At 66.0% G+C, this 22,890-nt stretch carries 26 protein-coding genes; 11 read left to right on the top strand and 15 right to left on the bottom strand.

Features of this window, described 5'->3' with window-relative positions; translation table 11 throughout:
- Positions 1 to 35 precede the first annotated feature (35 nt).
- Positions 36 to 2,651, top strand: coding sequence for an aminopeptidase N (gene pepN / locus V6M49_RS11735; protein ID WP_332761215.1), 2,616 nt, complete (start codon positions 36 to 38; stop codon positions 2,649 to 2,651).
- A gap of 17 nt (positions 2,652 to 2,668) precedes the next feature.
- On the opposite strand, the gene V6M49_RS11730 is transcribed toward pepN, so the two are convergent.
- The 5 genes from V6M49_RS11730 to V6M49_RS11710 form a co-directional block, all read right to left on the bottom strand.
- Positions 2,669 to 3,760, bottom strand: a complete 1,092-nt coding sequence (locus tag V6M49_RS11730; protein WP_332761214.1) for a lipoate--protein ligase family protein — start codon at positions 3,758 to 3,760, stop codon at positions 2,669 to 2,671.
- 114 nt (positions 3,761 to 3,874) lie between these two features.
- The gene (locus tag V6M49_RS11725) at positions 3,875 to 4,132 is read right to left on the bottom strand and encodes a type B 50S ribosomal protein L31 (RefSeq protein ID WP_056339888.1); all 258 of its coding nucleotides are present in this window, start codon (positions 4,130 to 4,132) and stop codon (positions 3,875 to 3,877) included.
- A gap of 122 nt (positions 4,133 to 4,254) precedes the next feature.
- Entirely contained in the window at positions 4,255 to 5,079 is an 825-nt protein-coding gene (locus tag V6M49_RS11720) for a TrmH family RNA methyltransferase (protein ID WP_332761213.1), read from the bottom strand.
- Positions 5,080 to 5,086: 7 nt separating this feature from the next.
- Positions 5,087 to 5,872, bottom strand: coding sequence for a sulfite exporter TauE/SafE family protein (locus tag V6M49_RS11715; RefSeq protein WP_332761212.1), 786 nt, complete (start codon positions 5,870 to 5,872; stop codon positions 5,087 to 5,089).
- 18 nt (positions 5,873 to 5,890) lie between these two features.
- A complete protein-coding gene (locus V6M49_RS11710) occupies positions 5,891 to 6,676 on the bottom strand; it encodes an ABC transporter ATP-binding protein (protein WP_141140599.1) in 786 nt (261 codons plus the stop codon).
- A gap of 168 nt (positions 6,677 to 6,844) precedes the next feature.
- Between V6M49_RS11710 and serB the strand changes: the two genes are divergently transcribed.
- Positions 6,845 to 7,738, top strand: coding sequence for a phosphoserine phosphatase SerB (gene serB / locus V6M49_RS11705; RefSeq protein WP_141140598.1), 894 nt, complete (start codon positions 6,845 to 6,847; stop codon positions 7,736 to 7,738).
- A gap of 127 nt (positions 7,739 to 7,865) precedes the next feature.
- On the opposite strand, the gene V6M49_RS11700 is transcribed toward serB, so the two are convergent.
- Together V6M49_RS11700 and V6M49_RS11695 are read right to left on the bottom strand one after the other, a co-directional pair.
- Complete coding sequence (locus tag V6M49_RS11700) at positions 7,866 to 8,711, bottom strand: VOC family protein (RefSeq protein ID WP_246848522.1); 846 nt, start codon at positions 8,709 to 8,711, stop codon at positions 7,866 to 7,868.
- Positions 8,712 to 8,871: 160 nt separating this feature from the next.
- Complete coding sequence (locus V6M49_RS11695; RefSeq protein ID WP_141140597.1) at positions 8,872 to 9,624, bottom strand: SDR family oxidoreductase; 753 nt, start codon at positions 9,622 to 9,624, stop codon at positions 8,872 to 8,874.
- A gap of 147 nt (positions 9,625 to 9,771) precedes the next feature.
- On the opposite strand from V6M49_RS11695, the gene V6M49_RS11690 reads away from it, so the two are divergent.
- Positions 9,772 to 10,149 carry a DUF5655 domain-containing protein gene (locus V6M49_RS11690; protein ID WP_141140596.1) on the top strand — a complete coding sequence of 126 codons (378 nt, stop codon included), beginning with the start codon at positions 9,772 to 9,774 and terminating at the stop codon, positions 10,147 to 10,149.
- Between the two features lie 26 nt (positions 10,150 to 10,175).
- Here V6M49_RS11690 and fabG read toward each other — a convergent pair whose 3' ends face one another.
- On the bottom strand, positions 10,176 to 10,901 hold the full coding sequence (fabG, locus tag V6M49_RS11685; protein ID WP_104061453.1) for a 3-oxoacyl-ACP reductase FabG: 726 nt from the start codon (positions 10,899 to 10,901) through the stop codon (positions 10,176 to 10,178).
- A 143-nt stretch (positions 10,902 to 11,044) separates the two neighbouring features.
- On the opposite strand from fabG, the gene V6M49_RS11680 reads away from it, so the two are divergent.
- From V6M49_RS11680 to V6M49_RS11665, 4 genes are read left to right on the top strand one after another with little or no spacing between them, the layout of a single operon-like run.
- Positions 11,045 to 11,479: a DUF3099 domain-containing protein gene (locus V6M49_RS11680; RefSeq protein WP_332761211.1), complete on the top strand. Its 435-nt coding sequence runs from the start codon at positions 11,045 to 11,047 to the stop codon at positions 11,477 to 11,479.
- Positions 11,476 to 11,751: a hypothetical protein gene (locus tag V6M49_RS11675; RefSeq protein ID WP_058932504.1), complete on the top strand. Its 276-nt coding sequence runs from the start codon at positions 11,476 to 11,478 to the stop codon at positions 11,749 to 11,751. Before V6M49_RS11680 ends, V6M49_RS11675 begins: the two co-directional genes overlap by 4 nt.
- The gene (locus tag V6M49_RS11670) at positions 11,752 to 12,645 is read left to right on the top strand and encodes an SURF1 family cytochrome oxidase biogenesis protein (protein ID WP_141140594.1); all 894 of its coding nucleotides are present in this window, start codon (positions 11,752 to 11,754) and stop codon (positions 12,643 to 12,645) included. It abuts the gene before it with no gap.
- Between the two features lie 3 nt (positions 12,646 to 12,648).
- Complete coding sequence (locus V6M49_RS11665) at positions 12,649 to 13,128, top strand: YbaK/EbsC family protein (RefSeq protein WP_332761210.1); 480 nt, start codon at positions 12,649 to 12,651, stop codon at positions 13,126 to 13,128.
- Between the two features lie 134 nt (positions 13,129 to 13,262).
- Here the strand turns inward: V6M49_RS11665 and V6M49_RS11660 are convergent, their stop codons facing one another.
- On the bottom strand, positions 13,263 to 14,861 hold the full coding sequence (locus V6M49_RS11660) for an ABC-F family ATP-binding cassette domain-containing protein (protein WP_104061449.1): 1,599 nt from the start codon (positions 14,859 to 14,861) through the stop codon (positions 13,263 to 13,265).
- A gap of 280 nt (positions 14,862 to 15,141) precedes the next feature.
- Between V6M49_RS11660 and V6M49_RS11655 the strand changes: the two genes are divergently transcribed.
- Genes V6M49_RS11655 through V6M49_RS11645 form a run of 3 tightly spaced genes read left to right on the top strand, consistent with a single transcriptional unit; the run spans position 15,142 to position 17,115 of the window.
- A complete protein-coding gene (locus V6M49_RS11655) occupies positions 15,142 to 15,771 on the top strand; it encodes a biotin transporter BioY (RefSeq protein ID WP_332761209.1) in 630 nt (209 codons plus the stop codon).
- A gap of 7 nt (positions 15,772 to 15,778) precedes the next feature.
- Entirely contained in the window at positions 15,779 to 16,495 is a 717-nt protein-coding gene (locus V6M49_RS11650) for an energy-coupling factor ABC transporter ATP-binding protein (RefSeq protein WP_332761208.1), read from the top strand.
- Positions 16,492 to 17,115, top strand: coding sequence for an energy-coupling factor transporter transmembrane component T family protein (locus V6M49_RS11645; protein ID WP_332761207.1), 624 nt, complete (start codon positions 16,492 to 16,494; stop codon positions 17,113 to 17,115). The genes V6M49_RS11650 and V6M49_RS11645 overlap by 4 nt, the downstream gene beginning before the upstream one ends.
- A 21-nt stretch (positions 17,116 to 17,136) precedes the next feature.
- On the opposite strand, the gene V6M49_RS11640 is transcribed toward V6M49_RS11645, so the two are convergent.
- The gene (locus V6M49_RS11640; protein ID WP_332761240.1) at positions 17,137 to 18,339 is read right to left on the bottom strand and encodes a thiolase family protein; all 1,203 of its coding nucleotides are present in this window, start codon (positions 18,337 to 18,339) and stop codon (positions 17,137 to 17,139) included.
- 16 nt (positions 18,340 to 18,355) lie between these two features.
- Entirely contained in the window at positions 18,356 to 19,762 is a 1,407-nt protein-coding gene (locus V6M49_RS11635; RefSeq protein WP_332761206.1) for a class I adenylate-forming enzyme family protein, read from the bottom strand.
- A 61-nt stretch (positions 19,763 to 19,823) separates the two neighbouring features.
- Here V6M49_RS11635 and ypfJ point away from each other — a divergent pair, with 61 nt between their 5' ends.
- Positions 19,824 to 20,705, top strand: a complete 882-nt coding sequence (ypfJ, locus tag V6M49_RS11630; protein WP_141140588.1) for a KPN_02809 family neutral zinc metallopeptidase — start codon at positions 19,824 to 19,826, stop codon at positions 20,703 to 20,705.
- 104 nt (positions 20,706 to 20,809) lie between these two features.
- Here ypfJ and V6M49_RS11625 read toward each other — a convergent pair whose 3' ends face one another.
- The 4 genes from V6M49_RS11625 to V6M49_RS11610 all read right to left on the bottom strand — a co-directional run.
- Positions 20,810 to 21,142 carry a metal-sulfur cluster assembly factor gene (locus tag V6M49_RS11625; protein ID WP_056339832.1) on the bottom strand — a complete coding sequence of 111 codons (333 nt, stop codon included), beginning with the start codon at positions 21,140 to 21,142 and terminating at the stop codon, positions 20,810 to 20,812.
- Between the two features lie 12 nt (positions 21,143 to 21,154).
- The gene (sufC, locus tag V6M49_RS11620) at positions 21,155 to 21,943 is read right to left on the bottom strand and encodes a Fe-S cluster assembly ATPase SufC (protein ID WP_056339828.1); all 789 of its coding nucleotides are present in this window, start codon (positions 21,941 to 21,943) and stop codon (positions 21,155 to 21,157) included.
- Between the two features lie 113 nt (positions 21,944 to 22,056).
- Positions 22,057 to 22,416 (bottom strand): non-heme iron oxygenase ferredoxin subunit, encoded by a 360-nt coding sequence (locus V6M49_RS11615; RefSeq protein WP_056339825.1) that lies wholly within the window; start codon positions 22,414 to 22,416, stop codon positions 22,057 to 22,059.
- Positions 22,417 to 22,431: 15 nt separating this feature from the next.
- Positions 22,432 to 22,890 (bottom strand): SufD family Fe-S cluster assembly protein (locus tag V6M49_RS11610; RefSeq protein ID WP_332761205.1); only part of this gene is annotated, 459 nt, incomplete at its 5' end.

The following is a 22,890-nucleotide window of genomic DNA, read 5'->3' as shown; positions in this document are numbered from 1 at the left end:
ACCGGCACGCCTGGATCCCGTGATTAGATAGCTGAGTGTCACATGAGAATCTGCAGCGCGATGAAGCCGCTCAACGGTCAGCCCTGATCAGCACCCACAGTTACGACGTCTCCCTGGATGTGCGGCAGGCAGCGGACCCGGACGTGGCGGGCTACATGAGCCGCAGCGTTATCCACTTCTCCGCCGCTGTGCCGCGCCAGGGGCAGGTGGCGTCCACGTTTCTGGATTTCATCGCCGGCGAAGTCCACAGCGTGTTCCTCAACGGCAAAGCGCTGCCCGTGGCCGACGTGGTGGAGGGTTCCCGGATCCGCCTGGACAACCTGCAGGCAGAGAACGAGGTCACCGTCACCGGCACTGCGCTGTACAGCCGGTCCGGCGAGGGCATGCACCGCTTTGTGGATCCGGCTGACGGCCAGTGCTACCTCTACACGCAGTATGAGCCCGCCGACGCCCGGCGAGTGTTCGCGAACTTTGAGCAGCCTGACCTCAAGGCCGAGTACACATTCCACGTCATGGCACCGTCCGGCTGGGAGGTGGCCTCCAACGGGGTGGAAGCGGCCCGCACTCAGCTGACCAGTGATCCGGACACCAGTCGCTGGGACTTCGCCACCACACGCCCCATGTCCACCTACATCACCACAGTCCTTGCCGGGCCCTACTTCAAAGCCGAGGACCACTGGAGCACCAGGCTCGACGACGGCACGCCGCTGGAGGTGCCCCTATCGCTGTACTGCCGGGCTTCCATGGCGGAATCGTTCGATGCCGCGGAGCTCTTCCGGCTGACCAAAAACGGGCTGGACTTCTTCAACCGGCTGTTCGAATACCCGTACCCCTGGGGCAAATACGACCAGGCTTTTGTGCCCGAATACAACCTGGGCGCGATGGAAAACCCGGGGCTGGTCACGTTCACGGAAAGCTATGTGTTCACGTCCCGCGCCACCGACGCGCAGTACCAGGCCCGGGCGAACACGCTGATGCACGAGATGGCGCACATGTGGTTCGGCGACCTGGTCACGATGCAGTGGTGGGACGACCTGTGGCTGAAGGAGTCCTTTGCGGACTACATGGGTACCCTCGGTGTGGACCGTGCCACGGACTGGGAGACAGCCTGGGTGAACTTCGCCAACAAGCGCAAAGCGTGGGCCTATGTCCAGGACCAGCTGCCCACCACCCACCCGATCGTTGCCGACATTCCTGACCTTGAGGCCGCCAAACAGAATTTTGACGGCATCACCTACGCCAAGGGTGCGTCCGTACTCAAGCAGCTTGTGGCGTACGTTGGGTTCGATGCTTTCATCGCGGGCTCACGGCAGTACTTCCGCGATCACGCCTACGGAAACACCACCCTGGCGGACCTGCTGGAGGCCCTCAGCGCTGCTTCCGGCCGCGACCTTGCCGGCTGGGCTGCCGCCTGGCTGCAGACCTCCGGCATCTCCACACTGTCGCTGGAGACGGACACGCACGACGGCGTCGTCGGCGCCGTAACGATCGTCCAGGCTGCGGTGGACCCGGTTACCGGACGGGAGGAACTGCGGCCGCACCGTCTGCGCGTGGGCTCGTACAACTTCGATGCCGACGGCGCCCTGGTCCGCACCGGAAGTATCGAAACGGACGTTGCCGGAGCGCGGACAGAGGTCCCGGAGTTGGCCGGGCAGCCGCGGCCCGCCCTCCTGCTCGTCAATGATGATGACCTGACCTACGCAAAAGTCCGGCTGGACCCGGTGTCCGGGGAAACAGTTTTGGCATCCCTGGACCGCATCACCGATCCGATGGCCCGCGCCCTCTGCTGGACCGCGCTGTGGAACTCCGCCCGCGACGGGGAAAGCCCGGCCTCCCGCTACGTGGAGGCCGTGACGTCGTTCGGCCCGTCCGAAACGGGAGTCGGCGTGCTGCTGAACATCCTGGAGAACGCCGCCACCGCCGTCGAACGCTACACCCCCTTGGCCCAACGCGACGCGGTGCGCGGCGCCTTCCTGGCGGCTGCCGACGCCCAGCTGGGTAAGGCAGCGCCGGGCTCGGACCACCAGCTGGCCTGGGCGCGGACGCTCGCCGCCGCCAGCCGTCATGACGCTGCCCTCCTCCCCCGGCTCAGGTGCCTTCTGGACGGCACGGTGGTGGTGGACGGCCTGGCCGTGGACGCCGAGCTGCGCTGGAGCTTCTGGCACGCTCTGGCGGCCAATGGGCAGGCAACCCCCGAAGACCTGGACGCAGAACTCGAACGCGACACCACCGCCTCGGGCCGGGCGGGCCACGCCACAGCCCTCGCCGCCCGTCCGGAGCGTGGTGTGAAGGCCGCCGCCTGGCACTCTGCCGTGGAGGGGACCGAGCTGTCGAACCAGCTGCTCAGCGCCACCATCGTTGGATTTGCCACCGCCTCCGCTGCCCTGCTGGAACCCTATGTGGAGCCGTACTTTGAGTGCCTCCGCGGTGTCTGGGACAACAGGAGCATTGAAATCGCCAGCCGGATCGTCCGGGGGCTCTATCCCCTGGCACAGGATCTGCCGGCGGGGACCTTGCCTGCGGAGCACGCCGTGGTGCTCCGCACGGATGCCTGGCTGACGGCCAACTCGGACGCGCCGCGGGCGCTGCGCCGGATCATTGTGGAGCAGCGGAGCCACCTTCTGAGGGCGCTCAACGCACAGGCTCTGTAGATCACCGGGCAAGGCTCTTACGGGACCCGGTGCAGCCAATCCTCGGCGCCGAACTTGGTGGTCACCCGGTCCCGGGCGGCAGTGAGCTCGGCGGCAGTGAGTTCGGAGGGGGTGGCGGCGTACCTCTCGGTGAACACTTCCATCATGGCCGCGATGATCTCCGTGCGGGCCAGCCCGGTCTGCCGGCGCAGCGGATCAACCCGCTTCTTGGCGCTGCGTGTCCCCTTGTCCGAGAGCTTCTCCTTACCAATGCGCAGCACCTCGACCATCTTGTCGGCGTCGATGTCGTAGCTCATGGTGACGTGGTGCAGCATGCCGCCGTTGGCCAGGCGTTTCTGGGCGGCGCCGCCGATCTTGCCCTGGTCCGTGGCGATGTCGTTCAGGGGCACGTAAAACGCGGTCACCCCGATCTTCTCGAGGGCGGCCATCACCCAGGCGTCGAGGAATGTGTAGGAGTCCGCGAAGCTGATCCCGTCCACGAGCGTCTGCGGCAGGTACAGGGAGTACGTGATGCAGTTGCCGGCCTCCATGAACATGGCTCCGCCGCCGCTGATCCGGCGGACCACGGTCATGCCGTGCCGGGCGACGCCGTCGGGATCCAGCTCGTTCCGGACGGACTGGAAGCTACCGATCACCACGGACGGTTCTTCCCAGTCCCAGAACCGCAGGGTGGGGTGGCGACGGCCGGCGCCCACCTCTTCGGTCAGCACTTCGTCCAAGGCGACGTTGATATGCGTGGACAGCACTGTGGGAGCGATGATGTTCCAGTGGTGGTCAGTCCAGGACGTGGCCTTCGCCAGCGCGCGGCGAACGGTGACGGCCACGGCGTCGGCAGAAAAGCCGAACAGGACAGCGCCGGGCGACAGCGAAGCGGTGACGGCCGCGGACAGCTCCGCCGCCGTCGTGCTTTCCGGAAGTCCTGTCAGCGCCCGGTTGATGGCAGGCAGCGCCTCGTCGGGTTCGAGGAAAAAGTCGCCGCTGAGGGAGACGTCTGCGAGGACGCCGTCCACAAGGTCGAAATCCACCACCACAAGTTTGCCGCCCGGGACTTTGTACTCACCGTGGTGGCTGCGGGGGCGGTCTTCAGCGGCAAACGGCGAGGCAGTCATGACATCCATCCTGCCCCACGATGGGGGCTCCCCGAAACGACAAAACCCCGGACGCAAAAAGCCCGCACCGTTGCCGGTGCGGGCTTTCCAAAGAACCTTGGGGGGTGAAGTGAATTACTTCGCGCCGCCGAAGCCCTTGAAGCGAGCGTTGAAGCGCTCGACGCGGCCTGCAGAGTCCATGATGCGCTGCTTGCCCGTGTAGAACGGGTGGGACTCGGAGGAGATTTCGACGTCAATGACCGGGTAGGTGTTTCCGTCTTCCCACTCGATGGTCTTCTTGGAAGACACGGTGGACTTGGTCAGGAACTTGACGCCGGAAGCCAGGTCGTTGAAAACAACAGCTTCGTACTTCGGGTGGATATCAGACTTCATAATGGGGCCTTTGTTCGCACAACTGGATTTTGCCAGCTGCCAGGTATGAATGGGATGGCTGGTGTCTGCTTCACTGCCGCAAGACAGAAAGCGCAGGACAGCCAGCTGTTAATAATAGCTGATCAGCGCGGACCCTGCGAACCGCGTGGCCGGAGTTCCCAGAACGCCACGGCCGAGGCCGCCGCCACGTTGAGGGAGTCCACGCCGGCGCGCATAGGGATTTTCACGGCGAGGTCGACGGCGGCGAGCGTCTCGGCGCTCATGCCGGCGCCCTCGGTGCCGAGCACCAGGGCCAGCCGGTCCGGATGGCGTGCGGCAAGCGCGTCCACGTCCACGGCGTCCCCGGTGAGTTCCAACGCGGCCACGGTGAAGCCGGCTTCCTTGAGCAGCGACAGGTCCTGCGGCCAGGACTCCAGCCGCGCCCAGGGCACCTGGAAGACCGTTCCCATGCTGACACGGACGCTGCGGCGGTAGAGCGGATCGCCGCAGCGCGGCGAAATCAGCACGGCATCGATGTCCAGGGCCGCGGCCGACCGGAAGATGGCACCCACGTTGGTGTGGTCCACGATGTCCTCCAGGACCGCGACCCGGCGCGCACCTGCCAGCAAGTCGTGGAGGGGCACCGGTTCCGGCCGTTGCATGGCTGCCATGGCGCCGCGGTGGAGGTGGAACCCGGTGATCTCTTCGAGCAGGGCAGCGCTGCCAATAAAGGCGGGAACGTCGGGGTAGGCACTGAGGACATCCTGCAGGTCAGCCAGCCATTTCTCCGCCAGGAAGAACGACCTTGGCCGGTGGCCTGCCGCCAACGCCCGGCGCAGGACCCGTGAGGATTCGGCGATGTACATTCCTTCAGCCGGTTCACGGAGCTTCCGCAGGTGAACGTCCGTCAGCTGCGTGTAGTCGGAGACACGGGGATCCTCGGCAGATTGAAGGTAGTGGATTGTCACCGGCTGATTATTTCATCAGGTTGGCGATCATAAAGCCCAGCGCCATCAGGCCGAGGGCAAAGATGACAGTCCGCAGCACAGCCGGGGACAGTTTCCGTCCCACCTTGGATCCCAGGAGGCCGCCGATCGTGGAGCTCACGGCAATCAGGAGCACCACCAGCCAGTTGATCCGGTCAAACGCGAAGAGCAGGTAGGACACTGCGGCCACGAGGTTCACGCCGAGGACCAGGATGTTCTTCATGGCATTGGCGTTCTGGATGGTGCCGGTGAGGAACACGCCCAGAATGCCGACCAGGAGGATCCCTTGGGCGGCCACGAAGTAGCCCCCGTAGACGCCGGCGAGGTACACCAGCACGATCAGGAGGATGCCATGGCGTTTGTCCTTGATGGCGTGCTCGGGGTTTTCCTCGCGGTTGCGGACCCAGGCCTGCAGCCGCGGCTGGAACACCACCATCAGGAGGGCAAGGACCAGGAGGACCGGTGCGACGTAGTGGAAGACCTTCTCCGGCAGGTGCAGCAGCAGCCAGGCTCCGGTGATGCCGCCCAGCAGCGACGCCGGGAGGAGCTTCAGCAGCTGCAGGCCGCGGCCCTTGAGCTCGCGGCGGTAGCCCCACGCGCCCGCTGCGGTGCCGGCCACAAGGCCCATCGCGTTGCTCATGGAAGCGACCACCGGAGTGACGCCGAGGGCGATCAGGACCGGGAAGGTGACCAGTGTGCCGGAGCCTACAACGGCGTTGATGGTGCCGGCCCACAGGCCGGCAAAAAACACAAAGATGCTGCTGAGAAGATCCACGGTTGGCGGCGCCGCGGCCTAGCGGCGGGCGGTGGCGGTGTAGCGGCCGGCGTTGACGGTGACGTCGAGTTCCACGCCGAAGGTCTTGCTGAGGTGCTCCGCCGTGAGCACACCCTCAAGGGGTCCGGCCGCCACCACGTTGGACTCACGGAGCAACATCGCGTGGGTGAAGCCAGGCGGCACTTCTTCGAGGTGGTGGGTGACCAGGACAATGGCCGGAGCGGCGTCATCACGGGCCAGTTCGGTGAGGCGGTGCACCAGGTCCTCGCGCCCACCCAGGTCCAGGCCGGCGGCAGGTTCGTCCAGCAGGAGGAGTTCCGGGTCGGTCATCAGGGCACGGGCAATCTGGACGCGCTTGCGCTCACCCTCGGACAGGGACGCGAAAGCCCTGTTCAGGAACGGCCCCATGCCCCAATCATTCAGCAGCCTGAAAGCCCGGCGTTCGTCAGCCCTCTCATAGCCCTCACGCCACCGCCCCGTCACGCCGTACGCCGCGGTGACGACTACGTTGAGGACCGTTTCGTGCCCGGGAATCTGGCTGGCCAGTGCGGCGGAGGACAGGCCGATGCGGGGCCGGAGTTCAAACACGTCCACGGAGCCGAGGATTTCCTCCAGGACGCCGGCTATGCCGCTAGTGGGGTGAAGACGGGCTGCAGCAATCTGCAGGAGAGTGGTCTTGCCTGCGCCGTTGGGTCCCAGGATGACCCAGCGCTCGCCCTCCTTGACCTGCCAGTCCACCTTGTTCAGGAGCGTCTTAGACCCACGGACAACGCTGACGGCGGCCAATTCAAGAACATCACTCATAGGAGTAGACACTAGGACAAAACAGGGACGGACTGATAACTGAAAACGTGGACAGCGACGCCCGTCACAGTCCCGGGCACGGCCCGTCTGCTGGCTGGCCCACAGGTTCGCCATCAACGTGGCGCAATCAATTCGGGCGGTTCTCCCCCGCTGGCTAAGATTGCAGCCATGACTTCGAACGTGACTGCGGTCAGCTATGGCCCAAAACTGACTGCCTCCGGGCTCGACAAGCTGCGCTCCGCCCTGACGGGCAGTGGCGCCACGCTCCAGTCCGAATCAAGGGGCGGGGACAGCCGGTTTGAGGTCCACACTGCCGAGGTCGCCGTCGCGGATGGCACGGACGCCGGCATTTCGGCCCTCCGCCGGGCGGTGGCCGAGGCGGCGCAGGATGGCCTGGACACCGCCATCGTTCCCGCTGGCCTTCGTGCGGCTCCGCGCAAGCTGTTGATCATGGACGTTGATTCGACGCTGATCCAGCAGGAAGTCATCGAGCTCCTGGCGGCCTATGCGGGCAAGCGGGAGGAGGTGGCGGCCGTCACCGAAGCGGCGATGCGCGGTGAACTGGACTTCGCGCAGAGCCTCCACGCGCGGGTGGCCGTGCTCGCAGGGCTGCCGGCCACCGTCGTCGATTCCGTCCGGGCGGAAGTGAAGCTGAGCGAAGGTGCGGCTGAGCTGGTTGCGGCGTTCAAGGCTGCAGGCCACGTGGTGGCCGTGGTGTCCGGCGGGTTCAACCAGATCCTGGGGCCCATCGCTGAGGATCTGGGCCTGGACTACTGGCTGGCGAACGAACTTGAGATTGTGGACGGGGCCCTGACCGGCAAGGTGCTCGGTGCCGTCATCGACCGTGCGGCGAAGGAAAAGTACCTGCGCGAGTGGGCGGCCGCAGAAGGAATCGCGATGGAACACACCATTGCCGTGGGCGACGGCGCCAACGACCTGGACATGCTCGGTGCCGCCGGGATGGGAGTGGCGTTCAATGCCAAGCCTGCGGTCCGGGCAGTTGCGGACTCTGCGATCAACATGCCGTACCTCGACGCCGTGCGCCACATCGCCGGCGTCTGAGCCGCAGGCTCCGTCCCACGGCCGGGTCCACCAACCGGGTCCACCAACCTGGTCCGCTCAGCCTGGTCCGCTCAGCCTGGTCCGCTCAGCCTGGTCCGCTCAGCCTGGTCCGCTCAGCCTGGTCCGCTCAGCCCGCGGGCGGCGTGTACTGGCTCGCAGTGAATACGGCTCCGCCGGGATCCCGGATCAGGACGGTGCGCGTCCACTCGGTATCGTCCTGCCCCAGGATGTCGGCGCCGAGGCGCTCCGCATCCTCGGCCGTACGGTCCCGGTCTGCGACAGTAAACGTCACGTGCCACTGCGGACGCTCACCCGGCGCCGCGGAGGCAAGCCAGGCAACAGCATCCTCGAAGCCGCGGGGCACGAGGTCGCCCGACTGGCGAGCCCTGATGTTGGGGTCCACGGTGGCCTCAAGGTGATCACCGTATCCGGGGCGGCGGATCATGATTCCGAAGTCCAGGTTGTCGAACTGCCAGCCGAAGGCCTTCGTGTAGAAAGCGACTGCTGCCTCGGGGTCTGTGGTGTGGAGATCACTGAAGTTCCATCCGCCGGGAAGGTTGACGGCCTGGGCACCGAGCCGCTCGCGGGCCTGCCATATGCGGAACTCGGCGCCTTCGGGATCTGCCAGTACTGCCTGCACGCCTCCTGAGCCCGCATCGGCAGGGGCCGATTTCAGTGTTGCGCCGACGGAGAGCAAGTGGCGCGCGGCAGCATCTGCTTCGTCGACGGAGACGTAGGTGTTCCACGTGGCGGCACCGGTTCCGGGGCCCGTGATGGCGCCGGCATCCTGGCCGTCAAGGGTGGCTATGACGTACCTGCCGGTGCCGCCGGACGGGGCCGTATCCTTGAATTCCCACCCGAAGATTCCGCCGTAGAAGTGCATGGCGGCCTCCACGTCGGGCTGCTCGGTGTCCACCCAGCACGGAACACCTGCCGGATAGCTACGGCCTGTCACCTCTGGTTGCTGTGCCATCCATAAACCCTAGGCGGCGTTGCCCTCATAGACAACGCCGCCGAGGTACCGGAGGATTCGCGACAGACAAAAGCTCCGGGCAGGGGTACTGCCCGGAGCTCGTCGTGGTGATGGGGTTTTGGCGCGGGCAACTACGGCCCTCGCGGGATGCCCGGAACCGCTACTCGGCGCCCTTGCCGAAGTAGTCGGAGCCGCCGGCGTACTCCGTGTGGCCGGATTCGACGTCCGCGGTCGCCATGCTGGCCACAACCTCAGCGAACTCCTCCACGGAATAGAGCTTTCCGGCCTCGGCGCGGCGGGCTTCGATGGCGCCCGGGTTCGAGCGGTCCAGAAGCGTCGCTGTGACGGTTCCTTCGATCATGTCGCCGGACACCACCACCAGCGAGATGCCCTTCTCAGCCAGGTTCGGAAGGAGCTCACGCAGGGCGTCTTCGCCGGCACGCTTGCTGCGGGCCACGGGCTCGTATTCGGGCATGGTGGGCACGGAGTTGATGAAGTGGGCCTGGTGGCTGGTCACGAAGACCACGCGTGAGCCTTCCTTCATCAGGGGCACGGCGGCGTTGAGCATGTTGACCTGGGCGTCGCGGTTCAGCTTCAGGGCGTAGTCGTCTGCCATGCCGGACTCCATGCCGCCGGAAGCGTTGAGCACCAGGACGTCCAGCGAGCCGAAGTTCTCCATGGCAGCGCTGGCCAGGGCCTGCACGCCTTCCTGGGTGGTGAGGTCCGCGCCCACTGCGGTGGCGCGTCCGCCGGCAGCCTCAATTCCCGCGACCACCCTGTTGGCGCGCGGCGCCTTCTGGCGGTAATTAACTACGACGGCGGCGCCCTCGGCAGCGAGGTTCTTGGCCACTTCAGCGCCGATTCCCCGTGAGGATCCGGTCACAATGGCGGTTTTGTTGTCCAGCAGTCCCATATGGGCTCCTTTGTTTGAAACGTCTAAATCGCTTGAAGTCTGAAGTCCATCATGCCAGCGCCTGCACCGCATTCGCTTGTGTGACCCCCACAAAGAAGACGGTTCGCGCTAGTTCCGCGAAGCCTCCCGGCGGCGTATGCTCCCCCCATGACGGGTAGCACTGGCACTGCGTCCACACCGGGCGAGGTCTTCAGCAACTCCCCTGCCGGCCTTCAACTCTGCCAGGCCGTCCACGACGCCATCATGAACGCCGTGCCGGCGACCGTGCGCACCACTACCAGCCAGGTGGCCTTCCGGAACAGGCGCGGCTTCGCATACGTCTGGAATCCACGCCGGCACCTCACAACCGGAGTGCCGGCGGTTCTCTCCATCGCACTCTCCCGGCGGGATGAGTCACCCCGATTCAAGGAAGTGGTCCATCCGTCCCACGGCGTGTGGATGCACCATCTGGAACTGCGCGCGCCTGGGGACGTCGACGCCGAGGTCGCCGCCTGGCTCAGGGAAGCCTTCGACGCCGCCGCCTGAGCGGAAGCTTGGTCAGGGTTCGGTGGTCAGTGGCCCATGCCAAGGCCGCCGTCAACGGGAATGACGGCACCTGAAATGTAGGCCGCCTCGTCACTGGAGATCCAACGGACCACGTTCGCCACTTCCGTTGCCTCGGCAAACCGGCCGGCAGGAATGCTGGAAAGGTAGCCCTTCTGCGTGGCTTCAGGCAGTTCTGCCGTCATGTCGGTGTTGATGAATCCGGGAGCCACAACGTTTGCCGTGATCCCGCGTGAACCGAGCTCTCGGGTCAGGGACCGGGCAATGCCCACCAGACCGGCCTTGGAGGCCGAGTAGTTGATCTGTCCCGGCGCGCCATAAAGGCCGGAGACCGAGGAAATGAGGACCACGCGGCCCTTGCGCATGCGGATCATGCCCTTCGAGGCGCGCTTGATGACGCGGAAAGCGCCGGTGAGGTTGGTGTCGATCACGGACGTGAAGTCATCTTCACTCATGCGCATCAGGAGGGTGTCCTTGGTGATTCCCGCGTTTGCCACCAGGACTTCAACGGGACCGTGGGCAGCTTCCACCTCGGCGAAGGCAGCATCCACAGAGGCCTCGTCAGTCACATCGGCCTTCACGCCCAGAATCCCGGCCGGCAGCTCCGACGCGCTCCGGTATGTCACGGCCACCTTGTCGCCGTTGGCCACAAAAGCCTGCGCGATGGCCAGGCCGATGCCGCGGTTTCCACCGGTGATCAGGACGCTGCGGGCCGCTGTAGCTGCTTCAGACATAAAACGCTCCGGGATTCTGCGGCATGTGCAGCCGCGGTTGTAAGGGGGTGTGATTTTGCTGCCTCCGATCTTAGCCCGCGTTTGGGCGCCACTGACGATGGTGAGAGAATTGAGGCAAGCCTTTGGAGCGTGATCAATCAGCCGTGACCCTTGAAAACCATGCTGGACAGTCTGTGCCCGGAGATCCCGAAAGGTTCTCTGGGGATTCAGGGGTCCACAGCATTACGGACGCGGCGGCCGCCCACTCGGAGGACATGCGCCAGCGCATGATCAAGTACGCGCTGGCCATGGGAATCCGCATGGTCTGCCTCATCCTCATTTTTGTGGTGGACGGCTGGTTCAAGCTCGTGATGGTGGCCGGCGCCGTCTTCCTCCCCTGGATCGCTGTGGTGATCGCGAACGGGAGCGATAAGGCGGAGGTCCACAGCGACTCGCTGCTGGACTCGGCTCCGCTTGCCGAGCTCGAAAGCCCGTATTGGCCGCTGGAACAGGACGACTCCACGTCCGCGGTCATCCAGGGCGAGCTCATTGATGACGACGACGAACCCACGCAAGGACAGGAACGGCGCGCCTCATGAACATTTTTGACCTGGCTGCAGGGACCGCTGGTCCCCCGCCGGCTATGGCGGCCATGTGCTCCCGCAAGGCCTGCCGCTCGGAAGCTTCCTGGCAATTGCTCTGGAACAACCCCAAAATCCATACGCCGGAACGCCGCAAGACCTGGCTTGCCTGCGATGACCACCGTGACTGGCTGGAAGATTACCTCCAGACCCGCGGGCTCTGGAAGGAAACCCTGGTCCTGGATTCGGGGCAGGACACCGGCCGGGCGCCGGTAGGGCAGGACGGCTGAATGTACCGCTTCCTCTTTTCCAGCAAGTGGCTGGGATACCTCCTGCTTGCCGCCATCTTTGCCGCTGCCTGCGTCTTCCTCGGCCGCTGGCAGATGGACCGTCGCGCAGAGACCCTCGCGGAGATCAACCGCGTGGTCACCAACTATTCCGCCACACCCATCTCCTTCGACGAGGCGAGGGACGAGTTCTCCGCCCTGGACCCGTCGAAAGAATGGACCCAAGTGGAACTCCAGGGCACGTATGATCCCGACGGCCAGCGGATTGTCCGCAACCGTCCACTGAACGGGCAGCCCGGGTATGAGGTGGTTGTCCCGTTCAGGCTGGAGACCGGTGAAACCGTGGTGATCGACCGCGGCTGGCTGCCCATCGGCAACAAGAACCCGGGCAGTCCCGATTCCATCCCGGCGCCTCCCGCCGGACCCGTGACCGCCGTCGTCCGCCTCAAGCACGGCGAGCCGCAGTTGGACCGCGGCGCCCCCGACGGCCAGCTCGCATCCATCGATCTCCCCACTTACTCGGAGCAACTGGGCTATCCCGTACTCACCGGCGCTTACGGGCAGCTGGCGTCTGAATCTCCCGCCCCCGCTGACATGCCGTTCCCGTTCCCGAAGCCGGCCACCGAAGAAGGCACGCACCTCTCCTACTCGTTGCAGTGGTTCGCCTTCGGCGTGCTGATGTTCGTGGGCTTCGGGTACGCCGCGCGGCAGCAAGCCAGGAACGCCGCGATCGACGCCGAAGATGCCGCAGAGGGCGAAGAAGGCTGGACGGATTCGGGCAGTACCGTCCACTCCGCCGCTGCGGCAGCCCGCCGTCGTCCGCCTGTTGCCCGCAAGCGTAAAAAGGCGACCGCCGAGGAAGAGGAAGACGCCCTCCTGGACGCGCAGGGCTACTGACGCATGCGCAGTGTGGAAGTTGCCGCCCCGGTGGCGAATGTGAAAAGCGCCCTGACCGCGGCTGGTGTCCAGGACACAGTGCGGATCTTCGACACCAAGGTCCCGACGGCGGCTGCCGCGGCTGAGGCGCTCGGCTGCGATGTCGCGGCCATCACCAACAGCCTGATCTTCGACGTGGACGGCGCCCCGCTCCTGATCCTGGCCAGTGGTGCCGCCAAGGTGGACACGAAGCTCGTGGCGGTGCAGCTGGGAACAGGAAAGATCCGCCGGGCCGCCGCCACCTTCGTCCTGCAACACACAGGCCAGGAAGTAGGCGGAGTAGCCCCGATAGGCCACCCGGAAAAGATCAGGACACTCCTGGACAACTCCCTCAAAGCCCACAAACTCATCTGGGCCGGAGCCGGAGACCACAACTCAATGTTCAGCATCACCTACGAAGACCTGCTGCGGATCACAGACGCCGAAGAAATAACAGTCCGCTAGCTCCGCAAAGGTGAGTGGACCGTCAGCGCAGCGACGCGGTGGATTTGTGTAGCGTGCGTCTAAGCGAGGTACGAGCGAGCACGCGGCAAATCCAGTGCGGTGCTAAGCGATATGTGAGGCCGACGCCGACAGGACTAAGCCAGCGTAATCAGGTCCAGGTAGTCTTCGTTCCAGTGGTCCTCGATGCCGTCAGGCAGCAGAACGACGCGCTCGGGGTTCAGCGCTTCGACGGCACCTTCATCGTGGCTTACGAGGACGACGGCGCCGGTGTAGTTGCTCAGGGCCCCGAGGATTTCGGCGCGGCTGGCCGGGTCGAGGTTGTTAGTGGGCTCGTCAAGGAGCAGCACGTTCGCGCTTGAGGCCACGATGGTGGCAAGGGCCAGCCGGGTCTTCTCGCCGCCGGAGAGCACACCGGCGGGCTTGTCGACATCGTCTCCGGAGAACAGGAACGAGCCCAGGATGTTGCGGACCTCGGCGTCGTTCATGTCCGGGGCGGAGGAGCGCATGTTCTGGAGGACGGTGCGGTCCACGTCGAGCGTCTCGTGCTCCTGGGCGTAGTAGCCCACCTTCAGGCCGTGGCCCGCCACGACCTCGCCGGTGTCCGGCTTGTCGACGCCGGCAAGCATCCGCAGGAGCGTGGTCTTGCCGGCGCCGTTGAGGCCCAGGATAACCACCTTGGAGCCGCGGTCGATGGCCAGGTCCACATCGGTGAAGATCTCCAGTGAGCCGTAGGACTTGCTGAGTCCGTCCGCGGTTAGCGGGGTCTTGCCGCAGGGTGACGGATCCGGGAAGCGCAGGGCTGCCACGCGGTCGGTCGCACGGACGGCTTCGAGGCCGCCCAGGAGACGTTCGGCACGCTTGGCCATGTTCTGTGCTGCGACAGCTTTGGTGGCCTTGGCGCGCATCTTGTTGGCCTGGTCGATGAGGACCTGGGCCTTCTTTTCGGCGTTGGCGCGCTCACGCTTGCGGGCGCGCTCGTCCGTTTCGCGCTGCTGGAGGTAGCGCTTCCAGTTCATGTTGTAGAAGTCGATCTTGGCGCGGTTGGGATCCAGCAGGAACACTTTGTTGACGGTGGCTTCGAGCAGCTCGGTGTCGTGGCTGATCACGATCAGGCCGCCCTGGTGGTTCTTCAGGAACTCGCGGAGCCAGGTGATGGAATCCGCGTCGAGGTGGTTGGTGGGCTCATCGAGGAGCATGGTTTCGGCGTCCGAGTACAGGATCCGGGCGAGTTCCACACGACGGCGCTGGCCGCCGGACAGGGTCTTGAGCGGCTGGTTCAGCAGCCGGTCCGGGAGGGCCAGGTTGGAGCAGATCGCGGCGGCCTCGGCCTCGGCCGCGTATCCGCCGGCGGCCAGGAATTCGGATTCCAGCCGGTCATAGCGGTTCATCGCCTTGCGCTGGATCTCGGTGTCCTCGCTGGCCATGTCCTCATGGGTCTTCTTGAGGTTGTTGACGGCGATGTCCAGGCCGCGGGCGGAGAGGATGCGGTCGCGGGCCAGCTGTTCCATGTCCGGGGTCCGGGGATCCTGCGGCAGGTAGCCGATCTCGCCGCTGCGGGTCACCTTGCCGCCGGCGGGCTGGCCTTCGCCCGCGAGCACCCGGGTCAGGGTAGTCTTGCCTGCGCCGTTACGGCCGACGAGGCCGATCTTGTCGCCCTTGTCGATGCGGAAGCTCACCTGGTCCATGAGGAGCCGGGCGCCGGCGCGCAGTTCAAGATCCTGGACAGTAATCACAGCAGGTAAGGCCTTTCACAACAGGGAAACGCCGCAGCTCAACGGGTGATGTCTGGAAGCAGCCGGCAGAATGGCCGAAGAACGGCCTTTCCAAGTCTACCGGCCACAGCTTGACCCCATAACCGCTGCACCGCCGTCGTGCGTTGGCTCAGCGTTTGTGCCCTGCCGTCAGTCCCGGGCGGCCCGCTTAGTAGGTCCCCTACAAAATGGCGTCCGACGGCGGCCGGTAACGTCAGGATCACCCCATGCTTCGCTTGTACAACCACGACAGGAACACCCCATGAGCCAGACTGACACTGCCGCCAAAGGCAGCGCTTCCCGCCTCCGGAACCGCTGGAACGCTACCGACCTCGGCCTGATCGCCGTCTTTGCGGCACTCGTGGCCGGCTCCGCCATGGTGCCCGGCATCGCGGCGAACGTGTTCGGCATCCCCATCACTTTCCAGACTCTTGCGGTGATGCTCACCGGACTGATGCTGGGCCCGGGCCGGGGTTTCGCCGCCGTCGGCCTGTACACTCTCCTGGGCCTGGCCGGCCTGCCGATCTTCAGCCAGGGCCGCAGCGGCCTGGGCATCCTGGCCGGACCGTCGGCCGGCTACATCATTGCTTTCCCCATCGCAGCAGCCGTTGTAGGCTGGCTCGCCACCGTGGTGATCCGGCGGACAACACGTGCCCGGGCGCTGTGGTTCTTCGCGTCGGCGATGGTCACCAGCATCGCTATCGTGCACACTCTCGGAGTTGCCGGGATCGCACTGAACACCAAAGCGTCACTGGGTGAAGCCTTCCTCGCAGACCTGATCTTCTACCCCGGTGACGTGATTAAGAACATCCTCGCCGCGGTGATAGCCGTGGCTCTGCACCGGGCATTCCCCGACGTCCTGGTCCGCCGGGTGAAGCGGATCAACAACTAGTCCCGCCATGGCAACCATTTCTTTCCGGCAGGCCGCCGTGGCCGTCGCCGTTGACAACCGCCCGGAACCCAAGTCCCTGCTCCAGGACGTCACGCTTGAGCTGACCGAACAGCGCATCGGCGTGATCGGGGCCAACGGGTCCGGCAAGTCCACGCTGCTGCGAATGATTAACGGCCTGGTCCAGCCAACTTCCGGCACCGTGTTGGTGGACGGCGCCGACACCGTCCGTGCCGTGCGTGCGGTCCGCAGGCAGGTGGGGTTCGTCTTCACGGATCCCTTGTCGCAGCTGGTGATGCCCACGGGGCGCGAAGACGTGGAGCTTTCGCTCCGCCGCCCGGTCCGCCACGGGGCGGAGCGGCGCCGGCTGGCCGAAGCGGCCCTGGAGCGCCTCGGCCTGCTGCCGCTCGCGGACCAAAGCATCTACGAACTCTCCGGCGGCGAACGCCAGCTGATGGCCCTCGCCGCTGTACTGGCCGTGAACCCAGCTGTGCTGGTGCTGGACGAACCGTCAACCCTCCTGGACCTCCGGAACCGGGAACTCCTGCGCCGCACCCTGTCCGGCCTCGACCAGCAGATCGTGATGTCCACACACGACCTCGACCTCGCCCTGGAGATGGACCGCGTGCTCGTGGTGGAGGCCGGACGCGTGATGTTCGACGGCGGCCCTGCCGCGGCTGTGGACGCATACCGGGCGCTGGTCAGCAACGGCCTGGCCGCGCCGTGAGGGGGCACGGCTTCCTGCTGGCCAACTACGTCCCGGGGAATTCCGTCATCCACCGGACGCCGCTGGCACTGAAATTCCTGCTGGTGGTGGGCTGCGGCCTGGTGTCCTTCCTGGTGGTCGACTGGCTGGTCTCCGCCGCGGTCCTGGCCGCCCTCGGCGTGCTGTTTCTCCTGACCGGCGCCGGAGCCGGGCGGCTCGTAAGTGCTGTCCGTCCTGTTGCCGTGGTGCTGGTGGTCATCGGCCTGTTCCAGTGGTGGCAGCTGGGTGCGCCAACAGCCGCCCGGATTGTCCTGAACATTCTGGTCTGCGTGGTGGCGGCATCCCTGCTGACGGCCACCACGCCCATGCAGCGGATCCTGGACGGCGTGGTTTCGCTGGCCACGCCGTTCCGCCGCTTCGGCGCGGACCCTGAACGTTTTGCGCTGACCATCGCCATCATGCTCCGCAGCATCCCGTATATCGCCGGCGCCTTTGCAGACGTCAGGGATTCCGCCCGGGCCCGCGGGCTCGAGCGGAACCCGCGTGCCCTCGTGCTGCCCGTCTTCATCACCACCGTGGCCTTCGCCCGCCAGACCGGCGAAGCGCTGGCTGCCCGCGGGCTGGGCGACGCGGAAGACTGATTTTGGTCCGTCGTGTGCGGCTTAGGAGTCTAGGTGGTTTCCGGCCAGCAACTCATAACGCAGCAGCGCCGCCGTGCCCATGCCGCCGGCAATACTGATCAGGGCCAGCGCCAACGATCCATGATTCGCGGTACGGCGGGCCTGGGCGAGAAGCCGGGTCACCAGCACCGCCCCGGACGCCCCGTAGGCGTGGCCCAATGCCAGCGCCCCGCCGTCGAGGTTGACCCGGTCCGGATCAATGCCCAACTGGTCCAGGCAGGCCAGGGTCTGGGACGCGAAGGCTTCGTTGAATTCCACCAGATCCACGCTGGCAGCCGACAGCCCCCTCGCCTGCAGGAGCCGCTCACCGGCAACCGCTGCGCCGATCCCCAGCAGCTCGGGGTCCACGCCGGCAGTGTCCGTGGCCAGCACCAGGAGCCCGGCTGTGGCTCCGAGTTCCCGTGCCCGCTGCAATGAAGTAACGACGACGGCGGAAGCGGCGTCCGCGTCGAAGCATGAGTTCCCGGCGGTGACAGTGCCCCCTGGCACAAAGGCGGGCGGGAACCGCTTGAGAACGGCGGCGGACAGGCCGGTGCGGGGGCCGTCGTCGGCACTGATGGGTCCAGCGGACGTCTCCAGGGTGGTGATCTCGCCGGCAAAGAAGCCTGCTTTAGCCGCGGCCAGCGCCCGCTGGTGGCTGCGCAGCGCGGAGGCATCCTGCCGCTCCCGGCTGACCGCGAACCGGGCCGCTACATTCTCTGCGGCAACCCCCATATCCGGGTCGCCGAAGCTGTGCGGCACAAACTGGGCCCGGGCAAAAAAGTCAGGCTCGCCGCCGTCGTTCCGGTGGGCCCGCAGCGGTGCCGTGCTGATGCTCTCCACTCCCCCGGCCAGATACACGGTGTTGCCGCCGGCGGCAACCAGCCGGGCGGCCAGAACGATGGCATCCAGGCCTGACCCGCACTGGCGGTCAACGGTCAGTCCCGGCACACCGACCGGCAGGCCCGCCTCGAGCAGGGCCAGGCGGGCCACGTTGCCGCCGCCGCCCACGGCGTTGCCGATCACCACATCCGTGACTTCTTCGGCCGGCACGTGGGCGTCTGCCAGGAGGTCGACCAGGACCGGTGCGAGAAGCTGGTGCGCACGCAGTTCCTTCAGCGCACCGTTGGCACGCCGGACCGCGGTACGCCGCGCCGCGATGATCACGGGCTGCCGGTCCGGCGGCAGCACGTCGCCGGGCGGCATGCCATGGGGCCGCAGGTCAGCGGTCAAGGTGCCGCGCCCTGGGGTCCTGGGAGCCGATCCAGTCGAGCAGGATGTTCCGGCTGACCTTGCCACGGTCCGTGGTGGGGAGTTCGGAGAGTGCGAAGTACTGGTGGGGCCGCTTGTCCCGCGGCAGGATGTTTTCGAGTCCGGCCTTCAGCTGCGTGGCCGTGACGCCGCCATGGGAAGGAACGACGCCGGCGACCACCCGCTGGCCGCGGAGATCGTCGGGTATTCCGGCGGCCACCGCAGCAGCCACCCCCGGCACGGCCGCCAGGGCGAGTTCCACTTCGTGCGGATAGACGTTCTTTCCCGAGGTCAGGATCATGTCGGCGCGCCGGCCCAGGATGTGCAGTTCGCCGTCGGCGAGGTAGCCCTGGTCCCCCACCGTGAACCAGCCGTTGAAGGAGCGCAGCGCCTGGCCGTCGTCACCCCACAGGTAGCCGTTGCTGACCATGCCGCTGCGGACACAGATATTCCCGGCTTCGCCGTCCTGCAGTTCGGAACCCTCATCGTCCAGGATTCTGACGTCCACGCCAGGGAACGGGTGTCCGATGCCTGTTCCCCCGGCGTCCAGGAGCTCCCCCGCCGCCAGCCCCACACCGGAGACAAAGCTCAGTTCGGACGCGCCGTAGTACTCGAAGATGGTGGCGTTCGGCGCCCAGCGCCGTGCCGCTTCGAGGGTGCGTGCGTCCAGCTTCGAGCCGGCGCAGATGATGGTACGGATGCCGGAGGCGTCCACGCCGCCGGTCAGGCCGCGCTCACTGAGCAGCCGCAGCATGGTGGGCACGAGGATAAGCCGGGTCACGCCGTCGTGCGTGATGGCGGCGTGGACATCACCGACGTCGAAACTCTCCAGCGTCTGGAATTCAGAGCCGGCGTAGAGGCACTCAGCCAGGGCATAGAGGTTAAGGCTGGCGGCCAAGGGCCCGGGCGCGAGCGTGACGTCGTCCTGGGCGAGGCCGAAGAACGCCACGGACGCGTCAAACGACTGCCGCCAGGACTGCCTGGACCGGGTAAACGCCTTGGGCACTGACGTGGTGCCGGAGGTGAGTCCGATCAGGAACGTCGAGTCCGGCGGCCCGTCCGCCAAGGCATCCGCTGCGGAAACCGTCCCGGGCTTGGCCGACTCCGCCAGCCGTTGAACGATCTCCTGGTGCAGGGACTCCGGCCAGGTCGGGTCCAGGACAGCGCATTGCCGCCGGCCGGCAACGGCTGCGGCGAACCTTGCGGCGAAGTCCACGGAGTTGGCCTCGGCAAGCACGGTGACGGCTGCTGTCTCGGGAAGGGCGGCGGCGGCGGCGTCCCGGAGTTCAGCCCAGCGCAGGCGCCGGCCCGCCACCACGACGGCGGTGTCATGGGGGCGTTCTTCGGCCCAGCGCTGGATATTGTCGAGAAAAGGCATCGACCCAACTTTACCGGCCGGACTCCGCTTCGGTGGTGCCGCTAACGGCTATTGTGACTTCATGAGCTTCAATGACAACGTGCAGCTGGACCCTTCCCAGGTCCAGGACCGGCGTGGCATGGGCCGTGGGGCCAAAGTCGGCGGCGGCATCGGTGGCGGAATCGTCCTGCTGATAGCCGTGCTCCTCGGCGTCAACCCCGCCTTGCTCGAAGGCCTGACCGGCGGGTCGGGCACGGCGGATCAGAACCAGGGCACGGCCCCGGCCTGCACCACAGGGGCCGACGCCGACGCGCGGCTGGACTGCCGGATCACCGGCACGGTGAACAGCCTGAACGCGTTCTGGCCCGCGTATCTCCAGCGATACAACGTGCAGTACCCGCAGCCGGAGACCGTGATCTTCGACCAGGCCGTCAACAGCGCGTGCGGGACGGCTTCCAGCGCGGTGGGCCCCTTCTACTGCCCGGCTGACAGCACCGCCTACTTCGATCCCGGGTTCTTCCAGGATCTCGTGGACCGTTTCGGATCCTCGGGAGGTCCCCTGGCGCAGGAGTACGTGGTGGCGCACGAATTCGGCCACCACATCCAGAATGTGCTGGGGTACATCGACCGCGCGCAGCAGGACCCGCAGGGGCCCGAGTCCGGTGCCGTCCGCGTGGAACTACAGGCCGACTGCTATGCCGGCCTCTGGGTAAAGCACGCCTCAACCCAGCCCGGACCCGACGGCCAGCCGTTCCTGGAACCGATCACCCAGCAGGACCTGAACGATGCCCTGTCCGCAGCGTCAGCGGTGGGCGATGACCGGATCCAGGAAGCCGCCACCGGACAGGTCTCGCCCGAGGCCTGGACGCACGGATCCAGCGAACAGCGGCAGAAATGGTTCTACACCGGCTACCAGACCGGCGACATCAACCAGTGCGACACATTCTCGGCGGCCACCCTCTGACAGGATCCGCGGCCGGCGGCAGCACCAATTAGACAAGTACGACGACGGCCGGCTACCTCCGCTGGGGAGGTGACCGGCCGTCGTCGTGCTTTAGGCAGTGGGGATCAGATGTTGAAGCCGAGGGCCCGCATCTGGTCCTTGCCGTCATCGGTGATCCGCTCCGGACCCCACGGCGGCATCCACACCCAGTTCAGGCGCCAGTCGTCAACGACGCCGTCAAGCGACTTGCCTACCTGCTCCTCGATAACATCGGTGAGCGGGCAGGCGGCCGTGGTGAGCGTCATGTCGATCAGCAGCGCGCCGTCGTCGTCGGAGTACTTCAGGCCGTACAGCAGCCCGAGGTCCACGATGTTGACACCGAGTTCCGGGTCGATGACGTCCTTGAGTGCCTCTTCGACATCTTCGAGGCCCGTGCGGGCCGCATTGATTTCGGTCATGGCAAGTCCTATCTAGGCCTGTGCGGCAGCGGCGATGGTGGCTGCGCCGGCGCCCGTGGCGTAACGGTCGTAGCCTTCGTCTTCGAGACGGTCAGCCAGTTCCGGGCCGCCTTCTTCGACAACCTGGCCGTCGACGAAGACGTGGACGAAGTCAGGCTTGATGTAGCGCAGGATGCGGGTGTAGTGCGTGATGAGCAGCGTGCCCATGTTGCCCGCCTCGTGTGCACGGTTGACGCCTTCGGAGACAACCTTCAGGGCGTCAACGTCCAGCCCGGAGTCGGTCTCGTCCAGGATGGCGAACTTCGGCTTGAAGAGTTCCAGCTGGAGGATCTCGACGCGCTTCTTCTCGCCGCCGGAGAAGCCTTCGTTGACGTTGCGCTCGGCGAAGTCTGCATCGATGCGCAGCTGGGCCATGGCCGCCTTGACGTCCTTGGTCCAGGTACGCAGCTTGGGTGCTTCGCCGTCGATGGCGGTCTTTGCGGTGCGCAGGAAGTTGGTCATGCTGACACCGGGGACCTCCACGGGGTACTGCATGGCCAGGAAGAGGCCGGCGCGGGCCCGCTGGTCAACGGTCATCGCGAGGACATCTTCGCCGTCGAGCGTGATGGTTCCGCTGGTGACCTTGTAGCGCGGGTGCCCGGCAATGGTGGATGCCAGGGTGGATTTGCCCGAACCGTTGGGGCCCATGATGGCGTGGGTCTGACCGGTCTTGATGGTCAGGCTGACGCCCTTCAGGATCTCCTTGGTGCCCTGCTCCGTGTCAATGCTGACGTGCAGGTCCTTGATCTCAAGAGTAGACATAGGTCTTGTTCTCCTCTGCACCGCGCCCTCCGGCGGTGGTGCGGTCTGTATCTGGAAGTTTGGTTCTGTTGCTTGGTATTGCCGCTCGCGGCTGATCTGTCCGGTTGATGCTGCTAGCTGAAGTTCGGGGCTTCCGCTCCGTTGAGCACGTTCGTGAAGTCCACGTAGACCTCGTCGCCGACGATCTCGACGGCGAACACCGGGACGGGATCGTAGGCGGGGAGCTGGAGCGGCTCACCGCTGCGCAGGTCGAACTGGGAGCCGTGGCCCCAGCATTCGATCATGCAGCCCTCCACTTCGCCCTCGGACAGTGAGATGTCCGCGTGCGAGCAGGTGTCCCCGATGGCGTGGATGTCTCCCATGGAGTCCTTCACGATGGCTACGGGGTAGTCATCGATCAGGATCCGGAGCGCCTGCTTGAGCTGGATTTCATCCGTCTTGCAGACAAATTCGCCCTTTGGCTGGTCAGTCATCTGTTTCCGCGCCGTCTAGTTGTTCGTCACGGCGAGTTCGCGCTCAACAGCCTCGGTGAGCCGCTCTTCGAGGGCCGGTACCTTGATCTGCTGGATGATCTCGTGCAGGAAGCCACGGACCACCAGGCGGCGGGCAGCATCCTCGGGAATGCCGCGGGCCATGAGGTAGAACAGGTGCTCGTCGTCCAGCCGGCCGGTGGCGCTGGCGTGGCCGGCACCCTTGATCAGGCCGGTCTCGATCTCGAGGTTCGGCACGGAGTCGGCGCGGGCGCCGTCCGTGAGCAGCAGGTTGCGGTTGGCCTCGTAGCTGTCGGTGCCTTCGGCTTCCTTGCGGATCAGGACGTCGCCTACCCACACAGCGTGGGCGTTACGGCCCTGCAGCGCGCCCTTGTAGAGCACGTTGGAGGTGCAGTTCGCCACCGCATGGTCAACAAAGAGCCGCTGCTCCAGGTGCTGGCCGGCGTCGGCGAAGTA

This window comes from Pseudarthrobacter sp., from assembly GCF_036675385.1.
Classification (GTDB): Bacteria; Actinomycetota; Actinomycetes; order Actinomycetales; family Micrococcaceae; genus Arthrobacter.
This window is presented reverse-complemented; position numbering and strand designations above follow the sequence as displayed.

Bases quoted from the DNA above. Each gene is read 5' to 3' on its own strand.
- V6M49_RS11635 (WP_332761206.1), bottom strand. From the start codon at position 19,762: ATGCCTTTTCTCGACAATATCCAGCGCTGGGCCGAAGAACGCCCCCAT.
- V6M49_RS11625 (WP_056339832.1), bottom strand. From the start codon at position 21,142: ATGACCGAAATCAATGCGGCCCGCACGGGCCTCGAAGATGTCGAAGAG.
- V6M49_RS11615 (WP_056339825.1), bottom strand. From the start codon at position 22,416: ATGACTGACCAGCCAAAGGGCGAATTTGTCTGCAAGACGGATGAAATC.
- sufC (WP_056339828.1), bottom strand. From the start codon at position 21,943: ATGTCTACTCTTGAGATCAAGGACCTGCACGTCAGCATTGACACGGAG.
- V6M49_RS11710 (WP_141140599.1), bottom strand. From the start codon at position 6,676: ATGAGTGATGTTCTTGAATTGGCCGCCGTCAGCGTTGTCCGTGGGTCT.
- serB (WP_141140598.1), top strand. From the start codon at position 6,845: ATGACTTCGAACGTGACTGCGGTCAGCTATGGCCCAAAACTGACTGCC.
- V6M49_RS11695 (WP_141140597.1), bottom strand. From the start codon at position 9,624: ATGGGACTGCTGGACAACAAAACCGCCATTGTGACCGGATCCTCACGG.
- V6M49_RS11650 (WP_332761208.1), top strand. From the start codon at position 15,779: ATGGCAACCATTTCTTTCCGGCAGGCCGCCGTGGCCGTCGCCGTTGAC.
- V6M49_RS11700 (WP_246848522.1), bottom strand. From the start codon at position 8,711: ATGGCACAGCAACCAGAGGTGACAGGCCGTAGCTATCCGGCAGGTGTT.
- V6M49_RS11655 (WP_332761209.1), top strand. From the start codon at position 15,142: ATGAGCCAGACTGACACTGCCGCCAAAGGCAGCGCTTCCCGCCTCCGG.
- V6M49_RS11675 (WP_058932504.1), top strand. From the start codon at position 11,476: ATGAACATTTTTGACCTGGCTGCAGGGACCGCTGGTCCCCCGCCGGCT.
- fabG (WP_104061453.1), bottom strand. From the start codon at position 10,901: ATGTCTGAAGCAGCTACAGCGGCCCGCAGCGTCCTGATCACCGGTGGA.
- V6M49_RS11640 (WP_332761240.1), bottom strand. From the start codon at position 18,339: ATGCCGCCCGGCGACGTGCTGCCGCCGGACCGGCAGCCCGTGATCATC.
- V6M49_RS11670 (WP_141140594.1), top strand. From the start codon at position 11,752: ATGTACCGCTTCCTCTTTTCCAGCAAGTGGCTGGGATACCTCCTGCTT.
- V6M49_RS11665 (WP_332761210.1), top strand. From the start codon at position 12,649: ATGCGCAGTGTGGAAGTTGCCGCCCCGGTGGCGAATGTGAAAAGCGCC.
- V6M49_RS11725 (WP_056339888.1), bottom strand. From the start codon at position 4,132: ATGAAGTCTGATATCCACCCGAAGTACGAAGCTGTTGTTTTCAACGAC.
- V6M49_RS11730 (WP_332761214.1), bottom strand. From the start codon at position 3,760: ATGACTGCCTCGCCGTTTGCCGCTGAAGACCGCCCCCGCAGCCACCAC.
- ypfJ (WP_141140588.1), top strand. From the start codon at position 19,824: ATGAGCTTCAATGACAACGTGCAGCTGGACCCTTCCCAGGTCCAGGAC.
- V6M49_RS11690 (WP_141140596.1), top strand. From the start codon at position 9,772: ATGACGGGTAGCACTGGCACTGCGTCCACACCGGGCGAGGTCTTCAGC.